This is a genomic window from Lactobacillus sp. WILCCON 0059, from assembly GCF_057197985.1.
Genome location: NZ_JBUBHN010000001.1, coordinates 731,125 through 750,664 on the forward strand (window position 1 = coordinate 731,125; position 19,540 = coordinate 750,664).

At 51.6% G+C, this 19,540-nt stretch carries 19 protein-coding genes; 17 read left to right on the forward strand and 2 right to left on the reverse strand.

Features of this window, described 5'->3' with window-relative positions; genetic code table 11:
* Window positions 1-7: 7 nt before the first annotated feature.
* On the reverse strand, window positions 8-619 hold the full coding sequence (gene rpsD / locus ACYVUT_RS03605) for a 30S ribosomal protein S4 (protein ID WP_201331551.1): 612 nt from the start codon (window positions 617-619) through the stop codon (window positions 8-10).
* 296 nt (window positions 620-915) lie between these two features.
* On the opposite strand from rpsD, the gene ezrA reads away from it, so the two are divergent.
* The 11 genes from ezrA (at window position 916) to mreD (ending at window position 13,903) form a co-directional block, all read left to right on the forward strand.
* Window positions 916-2,634: a septation ring formation regulator EzrA gene (gene ezrA, locus ACYVUT_RS03610; protein ID WP_439774675.1), complete on the forward strand. Its 1,719-nt coding sequence runs from the start codon at window positions 916-918 to the stop codon at window positions 2,632-2,634.
* 86 nt (window positions 2,635-2,720) lie between these two features.
* Entirely contained in the window at window positions 2,721-3,878 is a 1,158-nt protein-coding gene (locus tag ACYVUT_RS03615; protein ID WP_484499969.1) for a cysteine desulfurase family protein, read from the forward strand.
* A gap of 3 nt (window positions 3,879-3,881) precedes the next feature.
* Window positions 3,882-5,099, forward strand: a complete 1,218-nt coding sequence (thiI, locus tag ACYVUT_RS03620) for a tRNA uracil 4-sulfurtransferase ThiI (RefSeq protein ID WP_484499970.1) — start codon at window positions 3,882-3,884, stop codon at window positions 5,097-5,099.
* Window positions 5,099-5,824, forward strand: coding sequence for a pseudouridine synthase (locus ACYVUT_RS03625; RefSeq protein ID WP_484501473.1), 726 nt, complete (start codon window positions 5,099-5,101; stop codon window positions 5,822-5,824). The genes thiI and ACYVUT_RS03625 overlap by 1 nt, the downstream gene beginning before the upstream one ends.
* A gap of 263 nt (window positions 5,825-6,087) precedes the next feature.
* A complete protein-coding gene (locus tag ACYVUT_RS03630) occupies window positions 6,088-8,727 on the forward strand; it encodes a valine--tRNA ligase (protein ID WP_484499972.1) in 2,640 nt (879 codons plus the stop codon).
* Window positions 8,728-8,731: 4 nt separating this feature from the next.
* Window positions 8,732-9,997, forward strand: a complete 1,266-nt coding sequence (locus ACYVUT_RS03635) for a bifunctional folylpolyglutamate synthase/dihydrofolate synthase (RefSeq protein WP_484499973.1) — start codon at window positions 8,732-8,734, stop codon at window positions 9,995-9,997.
* 25 nt (window positions 9,998-10,022) lie between these two features.
* On the forward strand, window positions 10,023-10,703 hold the full coding sequence (locus ACYVUT_RS03640; RefSeq protein WP_484499974.1) for an HAD family hydrolase: 681 nt from the start codon (window positions 10,023-10,025) through the stop codon (window positions 10,701-10,703).
* A gap of 48 nt (window positions 10,704-10,751) precedes the next feature.
* Entirely contained in the window at window positions 10,752-11,366 is a 615-nt protein-coding gene (locus ACYVUT_RS03645) for a JAB domain-containing protein (RefSeq protein WP_439774668.1), read from the forward strand.
* Window positions 11,367-11,456: 90 nt separating this feature from the next.
* Entirely contained in the window at window positions 11,457-12,461 is a 1,005-nt protein-coding gene (locus ACYVUT_RS03650; RefSeq protein WP_004560533.1) for a rod shape-determining protein, read from the forward strand.
* A gap of 51 nt (window positions 12,462-12,512) precedes the next feature.
* Window positions 12,513-13,364 (forward strand): rod shape-determining protein MreC, encoded by an 852-nt coding sequence (mreC, locus tag ACYVUT_RS03655; RefSeq protein ID WP_439774667.1) that lies wholly within the window; start codon window positions 12,513-12,515, stop codon window positions 13,362-13,364.
* Window positions 13,364-13,903, forward strand: coding sequence for a rod shape-determining protein MreD (gene mreD / locus ACYVUT_RS03660; protein WP_484499975.1), 540 nt, complete (start codon window positions 13,364-13,366; stop codon window positions 13,901-13,903). Before mreC ends, mreD begins: the two co-directional genes overlap by 1 nt.
* A gap of 58 nt (window positions 13,904-13,961) precedes the next feature.
* Here the strand turns inward: mreD and ACYVUT_RS03665 are convergent, their stop codons facing one another.
* Window positions 13,962-14,084 carry a DUF4044 domain-containing protein gene (locus ACYVUT_RS03665; RefSeq protein ID WP_439774665.1) on the reverse strand — a complete coding sequence of 41 codons (123 nt, stop codon included), beginning with the start codon at window positions 14,082-14,084 and terminating at the stop codon, window positions 13,962-13,964.
* A 117-nt stretch (window positions 14,085-14,201) separates the two neighbouring features.
* On the opposite strand from ACYVUT_RS03665, the gene ACYVUT_RS03670 reads away from it, so the two are divergent.
* The 6 genes from ACYVUT_RS03670 to mraY all read left to right on the forward strand — a co-directional run bounded on the left by ACYVUT_RS03670 (window position 14,202) and on the right by mraY (window position 19,538).
* The gene (locus tag ACYVUT_RS03670) at window positions 14,202-14,531 is read left to right on the forward strand and encodes a DUF3397 domain-containing protein (RefSeq protein ID WP_439776256.1); all 330 of its coding nucleotides are present in this window, start codon (window positions 14,202-14,204) and stop codon (window positions 14,529-14,531) included.
* 131 nt (window positions 14,532-14,662) lie between these two features.
* Window positions 14,663-15,094, forward strand: a complete 432-nt coding sequence (gene mraZ, locus ACYVUT_RS03675; RefSeq protein ID WP_003619156.1) for a division/cell wall cluster transcriptional repressor MraZ — start codon at window positions 14,663-14,665, stop codon at window positions 15,092-15,094.
* Between the two features lie 2 nt (window positions 15,095-15,096).
* Window positions 15,097-16,041, forward strand: coding sequence for a 16S rRNA (cytosine(1402)-N(4))-methyltransferase RsmH (rsmH, locus tag ACYVUT_RS03680; RefSeq protein ID WP_484501474.1), 945 nt, complete (start codon window positions 15,097-15,099; stop codon window positions 16,039-16,041).
* Window positions 16,042-16,052: 11 nt separating this feature from the next.
* The gene (ftsL, locus tag ACYVUT_RS03685) at window positions 16,053-16,409 is read left to right on the forward strand and encodes a cell division protein FtsL (RefSeq protein ID WP_439776254.1); all 357 of its coding nucleotides are present in this window, start codon (window positions 16,053-16,055) and stop codon (window positions 16,407-16,409) included.
* Window positions 16,409-18,571, forward strand: coding sequence for a peptidoglycan D,D-transpeptidase FtsI family protein (locus tag ACYVUT_RS03690; protein ID WP_484501475.1), 2,163 nt, complete (start codon window positions 16,409-16,411; stop codon window positions 18,569-18,571). Before ftsL ends, ACYVUT_RS03690 begins: the two co-directional genes overlap by 1 nt.
* Window positions 18,572-18,578: 7 nt before the next feature.
* Complete coding sequence (gene mraY, locus ACYVUT_RS03695) at window positions 18,579-19,538, forward strand: phospho-N-acetylmuramoyl-pentapeptide-transferase (protein WP_484499231.1); 960 nt, start codon at window positions 18,579-18,581, stop codon at window positions 19,536-19,538.
* Window positions 19,539-19,540: the final 2 nt, after the last annotated feature.

The following is a 19,540-nucleotide window of genomic DNA, read 5'->3' on the forward strand; positions in this document are numbered from 1 at the left end:
ATTGATATTACAGCAACTTGTTGTAGTATTCAACAACCAAGGCTTCGTCAATTTCTGGTTCCATTTCGTCACGTTCTGGGAAACGAACCAATTGACCTTCCATCTTGTCTTCGTCAAATGAAACAAATGATGGACGTGAAGCAACAGCTTCCAAAGCGTCCTTAACTTGTTGCAGGTTCTTTGACTTTTCCTTCAAGCTAATGGTTTGACCAACCTTAACTTCGTATGAAGGAATGTCAACGCGCTTGCCATCAACAGTGATGTGGCCGTGGTTTACCAATTGACGGGCTTGTTCACGGGTAGTAGCCAAGCCGAGACGGTAAACAACGTTGTCCAAACGACGTTCAAGCAAGATCATGAAGTTGGTACCGTGTTGGCCTTCACGGATCTTACCAGCGCGGGCAAACAAAGTACGGAATTGGCGTTCGTTCAAGCCGAACATCCAGCGCAGCTTTTGCTTTTCGTGCAATTGCATGCCGTATTCTGAAAGACGGCCGCGTTGGTTAGGACCGTGTTGACCTGGAGCGTATGAACGACGAGCAAGTTCCTTGCCAGTGCCTGACAAAGAAATACCCAATCTTCTTGACCGCTTCCAACTTGGACCAGTGTATCTTGACATATTAAAATTCCTCCAATAAAAATAATAAAAATTGTTGGAGTAAAATAATCACAATATAGGCTCAACATTCGTGCATCCCGAGTTTACATTTTCGCCCGTGCAGCGTGGGTTACTCGTTCACTAAACGTCCCGGGATGTTGACGTTCTTGTCGCTTATGGCTGCAAATATTTTACACGTTGACCATTATAAGGGCTTTGGGCCCGGAAAGCAAGAAAAAAACGCAGAAAGTCTGACAAAGTCGAAATATTTCAGAGGCTAGTTTGGTATAATTAACTTTAGTTCGGAGGAGAAAGATATGTCATCAACACAATCTCTACTACTCATCACTTTAATTATCACGATCATCGTCCTGGTCATGGCCATGCTTTTGATCAACCGCCGGCAATTGCGCGAGATCGAAGAGCTCGACAATGAACTGGGCAATATGGAAGACTTGCACTTAGAGCGCGCTATCGGCAAACTGGACCAGATGGAACTGGCCGGGGAAAGCCTGGCCACCCTCAATACCTGGAAGAAGAGCTACCAGAAGGCAGCGGAACTTTTTCCTGAAATCCAGCGCTTGATTGAAGACGGGGCAGACGAAAATGCCCGCTACCGCCTGGTCAAATCCCACCAAAGCATCAAGCAGGCCAGAGAATTAGTCGACTCCATCTCTGAAGACGTCAAGAATTCATCGGATGTCTTTACCCAACTTTTGGAGTCGAACCGGGAAAACAAGGCCCAATATGACGAATTGATGCAGAGCTACCGGGAAATCCGCAAGGAAATCCTGGCTGATTCTTTTGACTACAGCGTGGCGTTAGAAGAGATAGAAAACCACTTGTCCGCCATGGAAGAAGACTTTGCCCAGGCCAAGAATCTGTCGGCTCAAGGCGACCATGTTGAAGCCAAGCGGGTTTTGGCGAAAATACGCGACGATCTGACGGCCTTGAAGACCAAGCTGCCTGAAGTTAAGGAAGACCAGCACAACCTGCAGACCGTTTTTGCCGAACAGCTGGACGAAATCGCGGCTGGCTACAAGCAGATGCGGGATGCCAAGTACGGTTTCGGCAGCCTGGACGTCTTGCTGGAAATCAAGCAGAGCAACGACCAGATTGACCGGTCCCTGGCTTCTTTGGCCCAGCTGGATTTGGAAGAAACCAGCAAGGGGATGAAGAAGGTCGAAAAGGAGATCAAGACCCTTTACGGGATCCTGGAGAAGGAATACAAGGCCCGGCCTTTTGTTGAAAAGAACCAGGACAAGCTGCAGCGGCTCTTGACCCACCAGCAGACCGTCAGCCAGCAGCTGATCAAGAAATTGCGCCACATCGACGAAAGCTATGAGCTGACCCACGGGGAACTGGACGAAAGCCGGGAGCTGGAAAGAGAAGTCCATAAGATGGATTCTGACTACATCCGGGCCAGCCAGCGGATCGCTGATGGCCGGGCGGTTTACTCTGAAGTCCAGGATGACTGGATCAGAATTCTTGGCCGCCTGCAGGAAATCGGCAAGCGCCAGCAAGAGCTCTCTGAAGCGGTTGACGGCCTTTACGAGGCTGAAGAAGTTGCCCAGCGGTCAATCAAGGAATTCAAGCAGCAGGTCTCCCTGGTCTACCGCCACCTCAGCCGGCAGAATCTGCCGGGGATTCCGGAAGGCTTTTTGCAAATGTACACTCTGGTCATCAATGAAATCAGCAAGACCAGCGGGGAACTCAACCAAGTCCGGATCAATATGGAAAAGATCTCTGAAGAACTGGTGCAGATCTCAGATGACGTTGACCGCCTGCAAAGAGAAGCAGAAGATATTATCAGCTCAGCCAATCTTTTTGAGCTGACCATGCAGTACTCTAACAAGTTCCTGGACAATGAAGGCGTAGTACGGGCCCGCAGAAACGCTATGAAGCTGTATGACAGGGACTACAACTACAAGGATGCCCTGGACACGATCGCTACGGCGGTGGAGCGGGTTGAACCAGGCAGCTACCAGCGGATTGAAAATTCCTACTATCAAGAACAAAAAGAGCTGATTGATTGAAGTCAAGCGGCTTTTGGACTAAAATAAAATATCATTTAAAACTAAGCGGTCATTTAAATGGCCGCTTTTTTCAAGGAGCAAGAAGAGTGATTTATTTTGACAACAGTGCCACGACGAAAATGGCACCTGAAGCATTAGAGACCTACAGCCAGGTCGTGACCAAAATCTGGGGCAACCCTTCCAGCCTGCACAAGTTAGGCGACCGGGCCCACGGCTTGCTGGAAGCTTCCCGTAAGCAGATCGCGGATTTGCTGGGAGTAAATACCGATGAAATCTACTTTACTTCCGGCGGGACGGAATCCAACAACACGGCCATCAAGGGGACGGCCTGGGCCAAGCGGGAATTCGGCAAGCACATCATCACCTCATCCGTTGAGCATGCCTCAGTGGCCAATACCTTCACCGAACTGGAAAACCTGGGCTTCCGGGTTACCCGCCTGCCAGTTGACAAGGAAGGCCGGGTCAATCCAGAAGACTTAAAGGCCGCTCTGGACAAGGACACGACTTTGGTTTCTATCATGGGCGTCAACAACGAAATCGGGACTATCCAGCCGATCAAGGAAATTTCTGAAATCCTGGAAGACTACCCGAACGTTCACTTCCACGTCGACAATGTCCAGGCCCTGGGCAAGGGGATCTGGGACCAGGTCTTCACCTCCCGGGTCGACATGATGAGCTTCTCTTCCCACAAATTCCATGGTCCACGCGGCATCGGTATTTTGTACAAAAAGCGGGGCCGGATGCTGATGCCTTTGTGTGAAGGCGGCGGCCAGGAAAAAGGCTTAAGAAGCGGGACGGAAAACCTGGCGGCCATCGCGGCCATGGCCAAGGCCACCCGCCTGCTTTTGACAGATGAAAAGGAAAAGGCTGACAGAGAATACGCCATTAAGGAGAAGATCAGCAAGTACCTGGCAGATAAGCCGGGCATCCACATCTTCTCTCCTTTGCAGGCTGACTTCGCTCCCCACATCCTTTGCTTTGCCTTGGAAGGGATCCGGGGCGAGACTTTGGTCCACACTTTGGAAGACCAAGACATCTTTATTTCCACCACTTCCGCCTGCGCCTCAAAAAAGGCGGACGAAGCCAGCACTTTGGTGGCGATGAAGACGCCAGATGAAATCGCGACCAGCGCCGTCCGCCTCAGCTTTGATGAAAGCAATACTTTAGAAGAAGCAGACGAATTCATCGCGGCTTTTGACAAGATTTACCAGCACTTTGCCAAGATCAACCACTTAGGAGAATAAAATTTGCAATACACAGAAATCATGATTCGCTACGGCGAACTGTCCACTAAGGGCAAGAACCGGAAGGACTTTATCAACCGCCTGGCCAGCAATGTCCAAAAGGTGCTCCGCGACTTCCCGGACTTGAAGATCCAGACCCACCACGACCGGATGCACATCCTTTTGAACGGGACGCCTTTTGAACCAGTAAATGACCGCTTGAAGGTCGTTTTCGGGATCCAGACCTACTCACCAGTCATCAAGACTGAAAAGAGCCTGGAAGCCATTGAAAAAACTGCCCTGGAACTGATGCAGGCAACTTACAAGCCAGGCATGACCTTCAAGGTCAACACCAGAAGAAGCGACCACAAGTTTATCTACGACACCAATCAGCTGAACCAAATGGTGGCCGACTACCTTTACAACCACATGGAAGGCCTGCAGGCGGAAATGAAGCACCCGGACATGGTCCTGCTTTTGGAAATCCGCCAGGACGGGGCCTACATCTCCAACCAGCTCTTGCATGGGGCAGGCGGGATGCCGGTTGGCACGGCCGGCAAGGCAGTGATGATGCTGTCCGGCGGGATCGACTCCCCGGTAGCTTCCTACCTGGCCATGAAGCGGGGCGTGAACATTGAAATGGTCCACTTCTTCTCACCGCCATACACTTCTGAAAAGGCCCTGGCCAAGGCCAAGGAATTGACCAGCATTTTGGCCAAGTACAGCGGCCGGATCAATTTTATCGAAGTGCCTTTTGCTGAAATCCAGGAAACGATCAAGGAAAAGCTGCCAGAGGGCTACTTGATGACCGTTCAGCGCCGCTTCATGCTGCGGCTGGCTGACATCATCAGAGAAAAGCGGCATGCTTTGGCCATCTTCAACGGGGAATCAGTTGGCCAAGTTGCTTCCCAGACCTTGGAATCCATGGCAGCTATCAATGACGTGACGACCACTCCTGTATTGCGGCCAGTTGCCACCATGGACAAGACCGAAATTATCGCCAAGGCTGAAGAAATCGGGACTTTTGACCTGTCCATCCAGCCATTTGAAGACTGCTGCACCATTTTTGCCCCGCCGCGGCCAAAGACCAAGCCGAAGATCGACAAGGCCCGGGAATACGAAAGCCGCCTGGACGTTGACGGCTTGATTGAGCGGGCCTTGGCCGGAGTCAAGGTCACTCCGATCTACCCAGGCCAAAGCTTCCTGGATGACCTGGCTGAAGAAGACGCGGACCTGCTTTAATGCTGCGCCTGGACAAATTTTTGGCCAACATGAAGGTGGGATCAAGGTCCCAGGTTCATGAGATCATTAAAGCTGGCCAGGTGACGGTCAACGGGAAGGTCTGCCGGTCAGCCAAGCAGAAGGTGAAAGAAGACGCTGAAGTCCTGGTCAAGGGCCAGGCCATTGTCTACCAGCAGTACCACTACTTTTTGCTCAATAAGCCAGCTGGCGTCTTGTCAGCAACGGAAGACTCCCGGCAAAAGACCGTCCTGGACCTATTAAAAGACCAGGACCGCTATCAAAAAATTGCCCCAGTTGGCCGTTTGGACAAGGACACAACTGGTCTCTTGCTTTTAACCAATGACGGGCAATTGGCCCACCAGCTCCTGGCTCCGGAATACCATGTGGCCAAGACCTACTACGCTCTTTTGGCCGGACTGGCTGATGAAGAAACGGCCAAGGCAATTGCGGCAGGCCTCACTTTAAAAGACGGAACAAAGCTAAAGCCGGGCAATCTGAAGATCTTGAGGCAAGACAGAGACCAAGAGCAGTCAGAAATCGAGATCACCATTACGGAAGGCAAATATCACCAGGTCAAGCGGATGTTTGCCTCCCAGGGGATGAAGGTTTTAAAGCTCAAAAGGCTCAGCATGGGTCCCTTGACTTTGCCGGCTGATTTGGCGGCTGGCTCCTACCGGCCTTTGACGAAAGAAGAGCTGGCGGCCTTAGAGCAAGTTTCCCTTTAATGGCTGAAAAAATTATGCTATACTTTGTGACAAAGCCAAGATCAAGAGGTGGCGCTTCATGACAGAGAAAGGTCATTTAAGCTGAGAGACCGGAAGGCGCCTGGTAGCTTGATTCGCTGGCCGGCTGAAGCAGGAGTAAGCCGGTCCGGTATCCGCGCCGTTACCGCGTTTAAGCGGAGCATTATGCTCAATTTAGGTGGTACCGCGGTTATATATCGTCCTAGACATTTACTTGTCTAGGACTTTTTTATTGGAGGAAATTTATGACAGAATTAGCACCAAAATACAACCCGCAAGAGGTTGAAGCTGGCCGCTATCAAGAATGGCTGGACGAGGACCTGTTCAAGCCGTCCGGCGACAAGAAGGCCAAGCCTTACTCAATCGTTATCCCGCCGCCAAACGTTACTGGCAAGCTGCACCTGGGCCACGCCTGGGACACGGCGATTCAAGACACCTTGATCCGCTACAAGCGGATGCAGGGCTATGACACCCTTTACCTGCCAGGCATGGACCACGCCGGCATCGCCACCCAGGCCAAGGTTGAAGCCCGCCTGCGTGAACAAGGGGTCAGCCGCTATGACCTGGGCCGGGAAAAGTTTGTGGAAAAGGTCTGGGAATGGAAGGACGAATACGCCAACATCATCAAGAGCCAGTGGCAAAAGCTGGGTCTGTCCCTGGACTACAGCCGGGAACGCTTTACCCTGGACAAGGGCTTATCCAAGGCTGTCCGCCGGGTTTTCGTTCAGCTCTACAATGAAGGCTTGATCTACCGGGGTGAATACATCATCAACTGGGACCCGAAGCTGCGGACTGCCTTGTCTGACATCGAAGTTGTCCACCAGGACGACCAAGGGGCCTTCTACCACATCAACTACCCGCTGGCTGACGGTTCTGGCAGCGTGGAAATTGCTACTACCCGGCCGGAAACCATGTTTGGTGACACGGCCGTGGCTGTTGCCCCAGGGGATGAACGCTACAAGGACTTGGTTGGCAAGAAGCTGATTCTGCCGCTGGTTGGCAGGGAGATCCCGATCATTGAAGACCAGCACGTCGACCCGGAATTCGGGACTGGTCTGGTGAAGATTACCCCGGCCCACGACCCGAACGACTTTGAAGTCGGCAACCGGCATGACCTGCCACGGATCAACGTGATGAACGATGATGGGACCATGAACGACAAGGCGGGCAAGTACGCCGGCATGGACCGTTTCGACTGCCGCAAGCAGCTGGTTGAAGACCTTAAGGCTGAAGGCTACCTGATCAAGGTTGAACCAATCGTCCACTCAGTTGGTCACTCTGAACGTTCCGGCGTGCAAGTTGAACCTCGCCTGTCCACTCAATGGTTCGTCAAGATGAAGCCGCTGGCTGACAAGGTTTTGGAAAACCAAAAGGGCGAAGGCAGAGTCAACTTCGTGCCAGACCGCTTTGAAGGCACTTTAGAGCGGTGGATGGAAAACGTCCACGACTGGGTCATCTCCCGTCAGCTCTGGTGGGGTCACCGGATTCCTGCTTGGTACAACAAGCAGACCGGGGAAATGTACGTCGGTGAGGAAGCGCCAGAAGATATTGAAAACTGGGAACAAGACCAGGACGTTCTGGACACTTGGTTCTCCAGTGCCCTCTGGCCATTCTCAACTTTGGGCTGGCCGGATGAAGACTCTGCTGACTTCAAGCGCTACTTCCCAACCAACGCCTTGGTAACTGGCTATGACATTATCTTCTTCTGGGTTTCCCGGATGATCTTCCAAAGCCTGCACTTCACTGGCGAGCGGCCATTTGACAATGTCGTTTTGCACGGTTTGATCAGAGACGAGCAGGGGCGGAAGATGTCCAAGTCCCTGGGCAACGGGATCGACCCAATGGACGTCATTGACAAGTACGGCGCCGACGCTTTGCGCTGGTTCCTTTTGAACGGGACCGCGCCTGGCCAGGACACCCGCTTCAGCTACACCAAGATGGACGCTGCCTGGAACTTCATCAACAAGCTCTGGAATGCCAGCCGTTTCGTGATCATGAACCTGCCGGAAGACGCCAAGCCTGCCCAAAAGCCGGACACCAGCAAGTTTGACCTGGCTGATGCCTGGATTTTTGACCGCTTGAACCACACTGTCAAGGAAACCAACCGTCTCTTTGACGAATTCCAATTCGGGGAAGCCGGTCGGGAAATGTACAACTTCATCTGGAATGACTTCTGTGACTGGTACATCGAAATCTCCAAGGTTGCCCTTTACGGCGACGATGAAGAACTGAAGGCCAGAAAACAGGCTAACTTGACCTGGATTCTGGACCAGATCCTGCGCCTCATCCACCCAATCATGCCATTCGTGACTGAAAAGCTCTGGCTGTCCATGCCGCATGAAGGCAAGTCCATCATGACTGCTGCTTACCCGAAAGCCCACGATGAATTTGACAACGCCAAGGCTGATGAAGACATGGCCTTCTTGATCGAAATCATCAAGGCTGTCCGGAACATCCGGATGGAAGTGAACGCTCCAATGTCCAGCGCTATCGACATCTTGATCCAGCTTGATGACGAAGAGAATGAAGCAATTCTGCGGGATAACATGGAATACGTGGAAAACTTCCTGCACCCGAAGAAGCTGGAAATCTCCGGCAAGATCAACGCTCCGAAATTAGCCAAGACGGCTGTCATCGCGGGGGCCCAAATCTTCGTGCCGCTTTCAGAACTGGTTGACCTGGATGAAGAAATCGCCAAGATGGGCAAGGAAGAAGCCCGCCTGGAAGCTGAAGTCGACCGGGCAAGCAAGAAGCTGGCCAACAAGGGCTTTGTTGACCACGCTCCAGCTGCCGTGGTTGAAAAGGAAAAGGGCAAGCTGGCTGAATACGAAAGCCAGCTGGCCGGCGTGCGCGACCGCATCAAGGAATTGAAAGAAAGTCGTTAAAGACGTGAAATTTAAGACAGTTAATGAACTTACCGCTTACCTCTATCATTTGCCGCGCTTGCACGAAAAGAGCGACCTGACCTATGTCAAACGGGTGCTCAAGGCTCTGGGCGATCCCCAGGACAAGGTCAAGTGCTGCCACATTACGGGAACCAACGGCAAGGGCTCAACTGCATATTACCTGAGCAATCTGCTCCAAAAGGCCGGTCAGCAGACTGGCCTTTTTGTTTCGCCCTTTATCATCCGTTTTAACGAGCGAATCCAGCTGAACGGGCAGGCAATTGCGGATGAGGACCTCTTGGCCGTTGCCAACGAAGTTGAAGCAGCGGTCGGCCGCCTGCGCGAAGAAGAGGCGAATTTTGCCCTGGTTACCTTTGAATATGAAGTCGCGATGGCCTTTCTCTTTTTTGCCAAGCAAAAATGCGACTACGCGGTTATTGAAGTTGGCATTGGGGCTGAGCATGATAAGACCAACGTGATAACGCCCGCGGTCAGCTTGATTACCACAATTGGCCTTGACCATGAACAGATCATCGGGCCGACCTTGGCGGACATTGCTAAAGAAAAGAGCGGAATTATCAAGCCGGCTGTCCCAGTTATTCTCGGCGATATTCCGGCCAGCGTGCGGAGAATCGTTGAAGAAAAAATCACCAAAACTGCCAGTCCTGCTTACTGGCTGGGCCAGGACTTCCAGGTTAAGGAAGAAAAAACAGGCTATGAGCTGCTAGTTGCCGGACAAAAATACCAATTGCCGGCCTGGCCCCTGCCTGAAGCTAAAGACGCGGCCATGGCTTTGGCGGCTTTTGCCGTATTGCCTCTTGCTTTAAGCGAAAAGGCAGCAGAAGAAGCCTTGACCAAAACGACGGTTCCTGGCCGCTACCAGCGCTTGGAAAAGGCGGGATGCAGCTTTTTGCTGGACGGGGCTCACAATGTCCAGGCTGGCCGCGAGCTTGCGGCATATGCCCGCGGCCTGGCCAAAGAAAAGGGCGGCCGGCTTTTGGTTTTAGCCGGCATGATGAAGGACAAGGACTTGAGCGACTTTTTAGCCTTGCTGAAGGACGAAAAAGTAACCTTGACCAGCCTGGCCTACCCGCGGGCTGCCAAAAAGGCTGACTTTCCGGCCTGGGCCCAGGAAAAATTTGCCTATGAGGGTGATTTGAACCAAGCTTTAAAGCAAGTGATGGCGGAAGCTGGCGACCAAGACTTGATCTTGGTTACGGGTTCTTTTTACCTGGTCAGCGCGGTTCTGCAGCTTCTGCAGGTGGACTGAGGATGAAAGATGAAAGAGGAAAAATATGCGTGTTGAAGCTTTAAAGACGGACAAGCAGGGGGTTATTTTTGACATGGATGGACTCCTGGTCAACTCCGAAGAGCTCTACTGGAAGGCCAACATCCAGGCTGCCCGGGAATACAAGCTGGGCATCAGCGATGATACTTACTTGGGCTTGGTTGGCGCCAGCGTCAAGGCCATGGATGAATTTTACGAAAAATACTTTCCAAGCAATGAGGTCCGCCAGGCTTTTGTCAAGCGGACTGACGACCTGGTCTGGGAGTGGACCGACCAGGGCAAGCTGAAGCTGAAGACCGGAGTCAAGGAGGCCCTGGAGCGCTTTAACGATCTGGGCTTAACGATCGGGATTGCCAGCAACAACTATAAAAGCGTGGTTGACCACAATCTCTGGGTGACCGGCTGCCGGAACAGCTTTGACTTTATCGTTACCCATGATGAAGTTGCTGAGAAAAAACTCCGCTCCAAGCCTTTCCCGGACCTCTATCTGGCTGCCCAGGAGCGCAGCGGCCTTAGTAAAGACCAGCTCTTGATTTTTGAAGACTCCAGCATGGGGGTCGAGGCAGCGGAAAATGCCGGGATTGATTGCGTTATGATTCCGGACCTTAAGCCTGCTACAGCAGAAGACCGGGCGCGGGCCCAAATGATTTGTCCGGACTTTTTTGACTTTTTGAAAAAAATTTCCTAGTTTTTGGCGTAATTAGTAGTAGAGCGTAAAAATAAGGAGGAAAGTCAAATGACTGAAACTACGCAAAACTACTATTATGTTGAAAGTGACCGTGACCTGCTCAAGCTGCTCTTTGACCAGCTGCCCTGCCAGAGTCTGGATGATCTGTTGCACTTGCTGGACCAAAAGCACATTGCCAGCTTCAAGGACATCTTGGACTATGCCTCAGGCCCCGATTGTTCCAATGACCTGGCCTTGACCATCGAGGTGGCCATGGATCGTTTGCGGCGGACTGACATGCGGCGCAGCTCTGACTGGGCCAGCAGCTCTAAGATTGGCAATTACCTGGCCAATAAGCTGCTGGGGCAAAAGCAGGAGCAGTTCTGGGTCCTGTATTTTGACCAGCAGCAGAATCTGTTGGGGGAAAAAATGCTTTTCCAAGGCACCCTGGACCGGTCCTGGGTCCACCCCAGAGAAATTTTCCGCTGGGCGGTGGTCTACGGCTGCGCCAGCATTATTGTGGCCCACAACCATCCCAGCGGGGCGCTGACTCCGTCAGACAATGACCTGGAACTGACCAAGGGCTTGAAAAAAGCCAGCAAGATCATGAAGATCACCTTTCTGGACCATTTCATCATCGGCGGAGGCGAATACTTGAGCCTGCGGGAGAGGGAATTGTTTTAAAATTAGCTAAAATTTGTACCAATCCATGACTTTCACGGGCATTATGCTATAATTAAGCAAGATTAAGCGAGTAAATAAGGAGAGATATCCGTGTTTGGATTAGGTTCAAAGAATATCGGCATTGACCTGGGTACCGCCAACACCCTGGTCTACGTTGAAGGCAAAGGCATCGTTTTGCGTGAGCCTTCAGTCGTTGCCAAGAATACCAAGACTGGCGAAGTTATTGCAGTTGGTTCAGAAGCCAAGGAAATGATCGGCAGAACTCCAGGCTCAATCGTGGCTATCCGCCCGATGAAGGACGGGGTTATCGCTGACTACGACACGACCGCGGCCATGCTTAAGTACTTCATGGGCAAGACGGTCGGCAATTCCAAGCCTTCAGTCATGATCTGCGTGCCTTCAGGCGTCACTGAAGTTGAAAAGCGCGCAGTTATTGACGCTGCCCGGGTGGCAGGCGCCAGAGAAGCTTATGTGATTGAAGAACCATTTGCCGCAGCTATCGGTGCCGGTTTGCCGGTTATGGAACCAACTGGTTCCATGGTTGTTGACATCGGTGGTGGTACGACTGACGTAGCCACTATTTCCCTGGGCGGGATCGTTTCTTCAACTTCCATTCGCCAGGCTGGTGACAAGTTCAACCAAGCAATCACCAACTTCGTTCATGGCAAGTACAACCTGCTGATCGGTGAAAGAACCGCTGAAGACATCAAGATCCAAATCGGTTCAGCTTCCGTGGAAGCAGCCAAGGAAATCGAATCCATGACCATCCGCGGCCGTGACCTGGTGTCAGGTTTGCCGAAGTCATTGGAAATCAGTGCCGTTGACGTTGCAACTGCTATTCAAGACGTTGTTCAAGACATCATTGTTGCGATCAAGGAAACTTTGGAATTGACTTCTCCTGAAATTGCCGCAGACGTAATTGACCATGGTATCGTCCTGACCGGTGGTGGTGCCCTGCTCAAGAACTTGCCAGAAGTCATCTCTGACGCGACCAAGGTGCCGGTCTTCATCGCTCAAGATCCGCTTGACTGTGTAGCAATCGGTACCGGTGAATCTTTGAAGCACCTGGACGTAATGCGGAAGACTAGCAGATAAGAAATAAGAAAACCGGCCTCCGGGCCGGTTTTTATATTTGGATAGGTGTCTATGAAGAATTTTTTTCAAAACAGGAAAATGCTGGCGGCTTTTGGAACCGTGGCGCTTTTAGCAGCCCTGCTTGGCTCAACGGTGATGCTGAGAAACAACTTGAGCGCGCCGCTTTTAATCCAGCGCTTGGGCAATGATATCGTCTCTGTTGGTTCAAGAATCGTGAGCGTGCCGGTTTCCTGGTTTACTGACGGAATCGACAGTGTCAATGACTTGAAGAACGCTGCTGACGAAAACAGCCATTTAAAGAAGAAAGTATCTGAACTGGCTCAAGTAGAAGCCAGAAACGCTGCCTTGGAAAAGGAAAACAAGCAGCTGAAGGCAGCGGCTGGAATCAAGAAGACCTTGACCGGCTATACGACAACGACTGCTTCAGTAATTTCCCGCTCAAGCGACAGCTGGTCAGAAGTCTTGACCATTGACAAGGGGAAGAGCTCAGGCTTAAAGAAGGACATGGCAGTTATGTCTGGCGGCGGCGTGATTGGCCGGATCCTGGAAGTCGACGCGGCTACGAGCAAGGTGGAACTGATTACCACGACTGACAGCTCAGCCAACCGCTTTGCCGTGCAAGCCACGACTGACACGGGCAAGGTTCTTCACGGGATCATTAGCGTGCAGTCCGGCGGAACTTTGACCTTCACCCAGGCCTCCAGCTCAAGCAAGCTGAAGAAGGGGACCAAGGTCTACACCAGTGGCCTGGGCGGGACTTCGCCAAAAGGGCTCTTGATCGGGACGGTGGCGGAAACCACCAAGGACAGCTTTGGTCTGTCTGACTTGATCAAGATCAAGCCGGCCGGCAATTTGAGCGACGCGTCCGTGGTAACGGTCGTCAAAAGGAGCGTGGCTGGCTAATGCGGATTTTTAAGCAATGGGTTTTGGCAATCGCTCTTTACCTGGCCATGGTTTTGGAAGGGACTTTGTCCGTTTACCTGCAGCCGGCCTTGACCTACCAGCATGGCCGGGCAGGGCTCTTGATCCTGCCAATTTCCGTTTTGATCATCGCTTATGAAGATGACCGGAATGAAAAAGAAATCTGGCTGGCTCTGGTTGCCGGGGTGGTTGCTGATCTCTATTTCTGGGGGATCATCGGGATCTATACCTTTATCCTGCCAGCCCTGTCGGCATTTGGCCGCTGGTATGCCCGGGTCTTTCCCGAACTCTTCGTTTTCCGTCTGCTGGGCAACATTCTGGCGATTACCGTTGCCTGCCTTTATACCTGGCTGGTTTTCCGGTTGATTGGCTGGACGGATCTGACCTTGAAGGCGATTGGCTTCAGCTTGTTGTACACGGCTGGCTGGACAACCGGGATCAGCCTGTTGACCTACTGGCTTTGGGCCAAGCTGGCCAGATCTTATCCTTTCCTGGTTGACTTGGACAATTACCGGTATTAATAAGCGCATAAAAAAAGCGGCCAGCGTGAAGCTGACCGCTTTTGAGCGTATTGCCGGTTTATTGGGCAGTTAAGTAGTAAATGACTGATGCTGCCACGCCAAAGAGCGTGATTAAAGCCATCAGAACTACCATGAAATTCTCAATCTTTTGAAATGTCGACTTTTTCTTTTTACGTGCCATAGAAGCCTCCTATATGAGAGTGATTATAACCTTTTTGGCGGCGATTTGCAATTTGCTTGCTGCACTTTAAGAGAAAAATAAAATTGTGTTAAACTAGCTAGCAGATGGAGGAAAATTATGCTGATGATATTCTTATTGCCGGTCTTTGGCCTGGCCGCCGCCTACCTGGTCAACTTGATCTGGCCCAAGGCCGCTTTTAGAGGCTACGACGTTATGCCTTTCTTTTTGATCTATGCCTGCCAGCTGATGACCAATTTAAAGGGCGTGCCTTCCTTTTTGCCTGCCGGTTTTCTGCTTTACTTCATATTGATACTGTTGGCCGCGATCAGATGGGCCATGATCAATAAGAACATTTCCCTGGGGAAAATGTTCCGCCAGTTCTGGTCCTATCTTGATGCCTGCAGTTTCTTTTGGTACTGCGGACTACTTTTGGTCGTTTTAATCTGAATGAGAACTGTCAACCGCCCTTGGCGGCTGGCAGTTTTTTAATTTTTTCGGAAATCTGCTTGTGTTTTTCAGATATTGTGGTTTAAAGTGGGGATTTGTGGTAAATTGTTAACAGAAGGGAGGAGCCTGCCATGTTCATGGGCGAATACCAGCACAATTTGGACGCCAAAGGCCGCTTGATCATTCCGGCAAAGCTGCGCGAACAGATTGGGCCAGCCATGGTTTTGACCCGGGGCATGGAAGGCTGCATTTTTGGCTATCCTTTGACGGAATGGGCCAAGATCGAGGCCAAGCTGGCCAAGCTTCCTTTGACGAAGAAGAACGCGCGGAGTTTTACCCGGATGTTTTATTCGGGCGCCATGGAAGGTGAATTCGACAAGCAGGGGAGAATCAACTTGTCCCCCACCTTGAAGAAGCATGCCGGCCTGGTTAAAGAATGCGTCATTGTCGGCGTCTCCAACCGGATTGAAATCTGGGCCAAGGAGCGCTGGGAAGAGTATTCTGACGAAGCCAATGAAAGCTATGATGAAATTGCGGAAGATTTGGACGATATCGAGTTATAAAGATGGAATTTAAGCATACTAGCGTGTTATTGCACGAAACAATTGACAACCTGGCCCCTCGAAGCGGTGGCACTTACGTAGATGCCACCTTTGGCGGGGGCGGGCATGCAAGATACTTGCTAAGTAAGCTGGATAAAGGAAATCTGATTGGTTTCGACCAGGATCAGTACGCGATTGACACCGCCCAGAGCAATTTTGCTGACTTTTTAAAAGAAGACAGCCAGCCGCGCCTGCAGCTGGTCCACAACAACTTCAGTCACTTAAGAGAAGAACTGGACAAGCTGGGCATCAGCGGCATTGACGGCATCTACTATGACCTGGGTGTTTCATCCCCGCAGCTGGACCAGGCTGAGCGCGGTTTTTCCTACCGTTTTGATGCCAGATTAGATATGCGGATGGACCAAAGCCAGGACTTTGACGCCTATCAGCTGGTCAACCAGTATGACCAAAAGCAGCTGGCTGACGTTCTTTACCGTTATGGCGACGAGAAGTTTTCCCGGCAGATCGCCAGAAAGATCGTTGAAAGAAGACGGGTCAAGCCGATCGAAACTACTTTTGAACTGGTAGAGATCATCAAGGAAGCCATTCCGGCAGCAGCCCGCCGCAGCGGCGGCCACCCGGCCAAGAAGAGCTTCCAGGCCATCCGGGTGGAAGTCAACCACGAGCTGGACGTTCTGCAGGCCTCTTTGGAAGAAGCCATCAGCCTGCTTAATCCCGGCGGCCGGATCAGCGTCATTACCTTCCAGTCTTTGGAAGACAAGATCGTCAAGAAAACCTTCAAGAAGTATTCAGAAGTTGAAATTCCCCGCGGGATGCCGGTTGTGCCCGAAGGGATCAAGCCAACTTTACGCCTGGTCAACCGCAAGCCAATTACGGCTAGCGAAGAAGAACTGGCGGAAAACAACCGGTCACACAGTGCAAAATTAAGAGTAGCAGAGAAATTATAAAGAGGACCACAATGGCTGGAAACACAGTTAGAAAATATAATTACGAACCAGAAGAGGAAGCCCGGAAAAGTCCTCGTTTGGTGGTTGACCCGCAGAAGGTGCCATACTCAGCTTTTGAAAAGCTGCTGGCAGCCTTGGGCCTGCTTGGAGCAGCAGCCTTGATTACCTTGAACGTGTCTGCCAGCGTTTCGGCGACTTACGCCCAGCGGCAGTTAACCAATGTCAAGGAATCAATTACCAAGCAAAAGAACGCAACGGCTGACTTGCAGCAGGAAATTGGCGAGCTATCGTCAAATACCCGCTTGAACAAGATCGCCCAAAGTCAAGGACTGAAGTTGCGTGAAAATAACATTAGGACAATTCGCTAATGAAGAAGACCACTAATTTAAGAAAAATAAAATCCAGAGCACACGGCTATCGCTTTACAGTTGGGAGAATTCTAGAGCTAGTCGTTGCTTTGGTTTTTCTTTTTTTTGCCGGCCGCATGCTCTATCTGTCGATTTCCAAGACCATTGACGGTCAGGACATCAGCAAGAGAACTGCCGCGATCTACCGCCGCAACACTGTTTTGACGGCTAACCGGGGCACTATTTATGACAAAAACGGCCTGGTGATTGCCCAGGACTCTCACACCTACACGGTTTACGCGATTTTGGACAAGACTTATGTCGACTCCAATAAGAAACCGCTCTATGTCAAGGACAAGGAAAAAACAGCTGAAAAGCTGGCCACGGTTTTGCCAATTTCAAAAGCGAAAATCCTCAAGTATCTGAATCCAAAAAACAAGAACACCTTCCAGGTACAGTTCGGGACAGCAGGATCCGGTTTAACCTTGACTGAGAAAAAGAAGATCCAGGCCATGCACCTGACCGGGATCAAGTTCATGGAAACGCCGTCCCGCTTGTATCCAAATGGGGTTTTTGCCTCAAACGTGGTCGGCTACACGGTTTCAAAGACCAATTCCAAGAGCCAGGCGACGGAACTGGAAGGGGTCACGGGGCTTGAAGCCTACTTTAACAAGATCCTCAAAGGGACCAACGGTTATGAGACCAGCATGGTTGACTCCACGGAAAACCAGCTGCCAAGCGGTTCTCATTCCTACAAGGCAGCCAAAGACGGGGACAATCTCTACTTGACGATTGACTCTCAGCTGCAAAGCGCCCTTGAAACCTATATGAGCAAGGTGCAGAAAAACTACAAGCCTAAAGCCATGACAGCGGTTATTGAAGACTTGAAGACCGGGAAGATTCTGGCAGCCTCTCAGCGGCCGACCTTCAATTCCCAGACCAAGGCCGGGATCAGCAAGGCGGGCAGCAACCTCCTGGTCCAGTCCAGCTATGAGCCTGGTTCTGTTTTCAAGATCCTGTCTCTGGCAGCCGCGGTCAACAGCGGCAACTATAATCCCAATGCCTACTACCGGTCAGGGTCAATTACTGTTTCTGGCTCCACCATCTATGACTGGCAGAAGTCCGGATGGGGGACGATTCCATACTCCCAGGCCTTCCCTCGTTCCAGCAATGTCGGGATGGTCTACTTGGAAAGAAAGATGGGGGCCAAGCTCTGGCGCATGTACCTCAAGATGTTCCGCATTACCCACAAGACCGGGATCACCCTGCCAGGTGAGGTATCCGGCAGCTTGTCCTTCTCCAGCCCAGTTGACCAGGCGGTAACTTCCTTTGGTCAAGGGGTCACGGTCAACGTCATGCAGATGATGCAGGTTTACAGCGCCCTGGCCAACAACGGGCAGATGGTCAAACCGCAATTGGTGGAAAAAATTACCGATTCTTCCGGCAAGACGGTCAAGAGCTACAAGGTTCAGAAGGTCGGCAAGAAAATTTTTACGGCCCAGACCAGAAAAGTAGTTATGCAGAACATGAAGAAGGTTCTGGATGAAAAAATTGGAACGGGCCACACCTACTACATGAAGGGCAAGGACTTCGGGGTCAAGACCGGGACGGCCCAGATCGCCAAGGCAACCGGCGGCTACATGACCGGGGACCGGAACTACATCTTCTCAGTCGTAGGGATTACCCCGACCGACAATCCCCGCTACTGCATCTACTTGACCATGAAGCAGCCAAGCCGTTTAGGCAGTGGGGCAGAAACCATCCTGGCCCAGATCTTCAAGCCGATGATGAGCCGGCTGGTTCTGTTGAACAAGGGTGACAAGTCAGCTTCAGCCGTGGTCAAGGTGCCTAAATTTACTGGCATGACCTACGCCAAGGCTAAGAAGACCGCGACCTCAAACGGCCTCAATCTGGTTCGGCTGGGGACCGGGTCCAAGGTTCTCAGCCAAAAGGCAGCAGCGGGCGAAACGGTATCCGTTGGCAGCACTGTCTTTGTTTTAACTAGCGGCAAGATCACCCTGCCGGATTTGACTGGCTGGAGCGAAAGCAAATTGGAGGCTTATGCCTCCCTGGCTGGAATCAAGCTGCAGCTGTCGGGCAGCGGCAAGGTCAAGTCGCAAAGCCTGGCTGAGGGGACAACTGTTAAATCAGGGACGAAATTGAAAGTAGAGTTAAAGGAGTAATAGATCGATGCAAGCAAGTTTGATTGCTTTTATGATTTCACTGGTATTAAGCGCCTTGCTTTTGCCATGGCTGATTATCTGGATGAGAAGCCACGACGAAGGCCAGCAGATCCGCGGTGAAGGGCCAAAGTGGCATGAAAAGAAGTCGGGGACGCCGACCATGGGGGGAACGGTCTTCGTTCTTTCAGCCGCTGTGGCAACGATCGCCATCTGTGCTTATAAGGGCCAGCTGACCAAGACAGTCTGGATTTTGTTAGTTGCCCTTTTGGGTTACGGGGTTATCGGCTTCCTGGATGACGGCTTGAAGCTCTTTTTCAAGCGGAACCTGGGCCTTAGAGCCTGGCAAAAAATGGCCCTGCAGCTGGTCGTAGCCGCTGGGATCGTTTTGCTGGCAGCCAGTGACAATTTTGACTTTGGCCTCTACCTGCCTTTTGCCGGGGTGGTCAAGAACATGGCCCTGTTTACCTTGTTTGAAGTTTTCTGGCTGGTTGGCTTTTCAAACGCCGTCAACCTCTCAGACGGTTTGGACGGCCTGGCAACCGGTCTGTCCTTTATCGCTTACGGAACTTACGCCTGGCTGGCCTTCAAGAGCCAGAATTTTGGCGTTTTAGTCTTCTGCATGGCGGTAATGGGGGGCCTGGCAGCCTTCTTCATGTTCAACCACAAGCCGGCTAAGATCTTTATGGGGGATGCCGGTTCCCTGGCCCTTGGGGGCGGTTTAGCAGCGGTCAGCATCTTCCTGGGCCGGCCATGGTCTCTGCTTTTGATCGGGATCGTCTTTGTCTGCGAAACGGCCAGCGTTATTCTGCAGGTTGCTTCGTTTAAGACGACCGGCAAGCGGATTTTTAAAATGACGCCAATCCACCACCACTTCGAAATGCTGGGCTGGTCCGAATGGAAGGTCGACCTGGTCTTCTGGCTGGTTGGGCTGATTGGCAGCGGAATTTATTTGATGATTTGGGGATAATT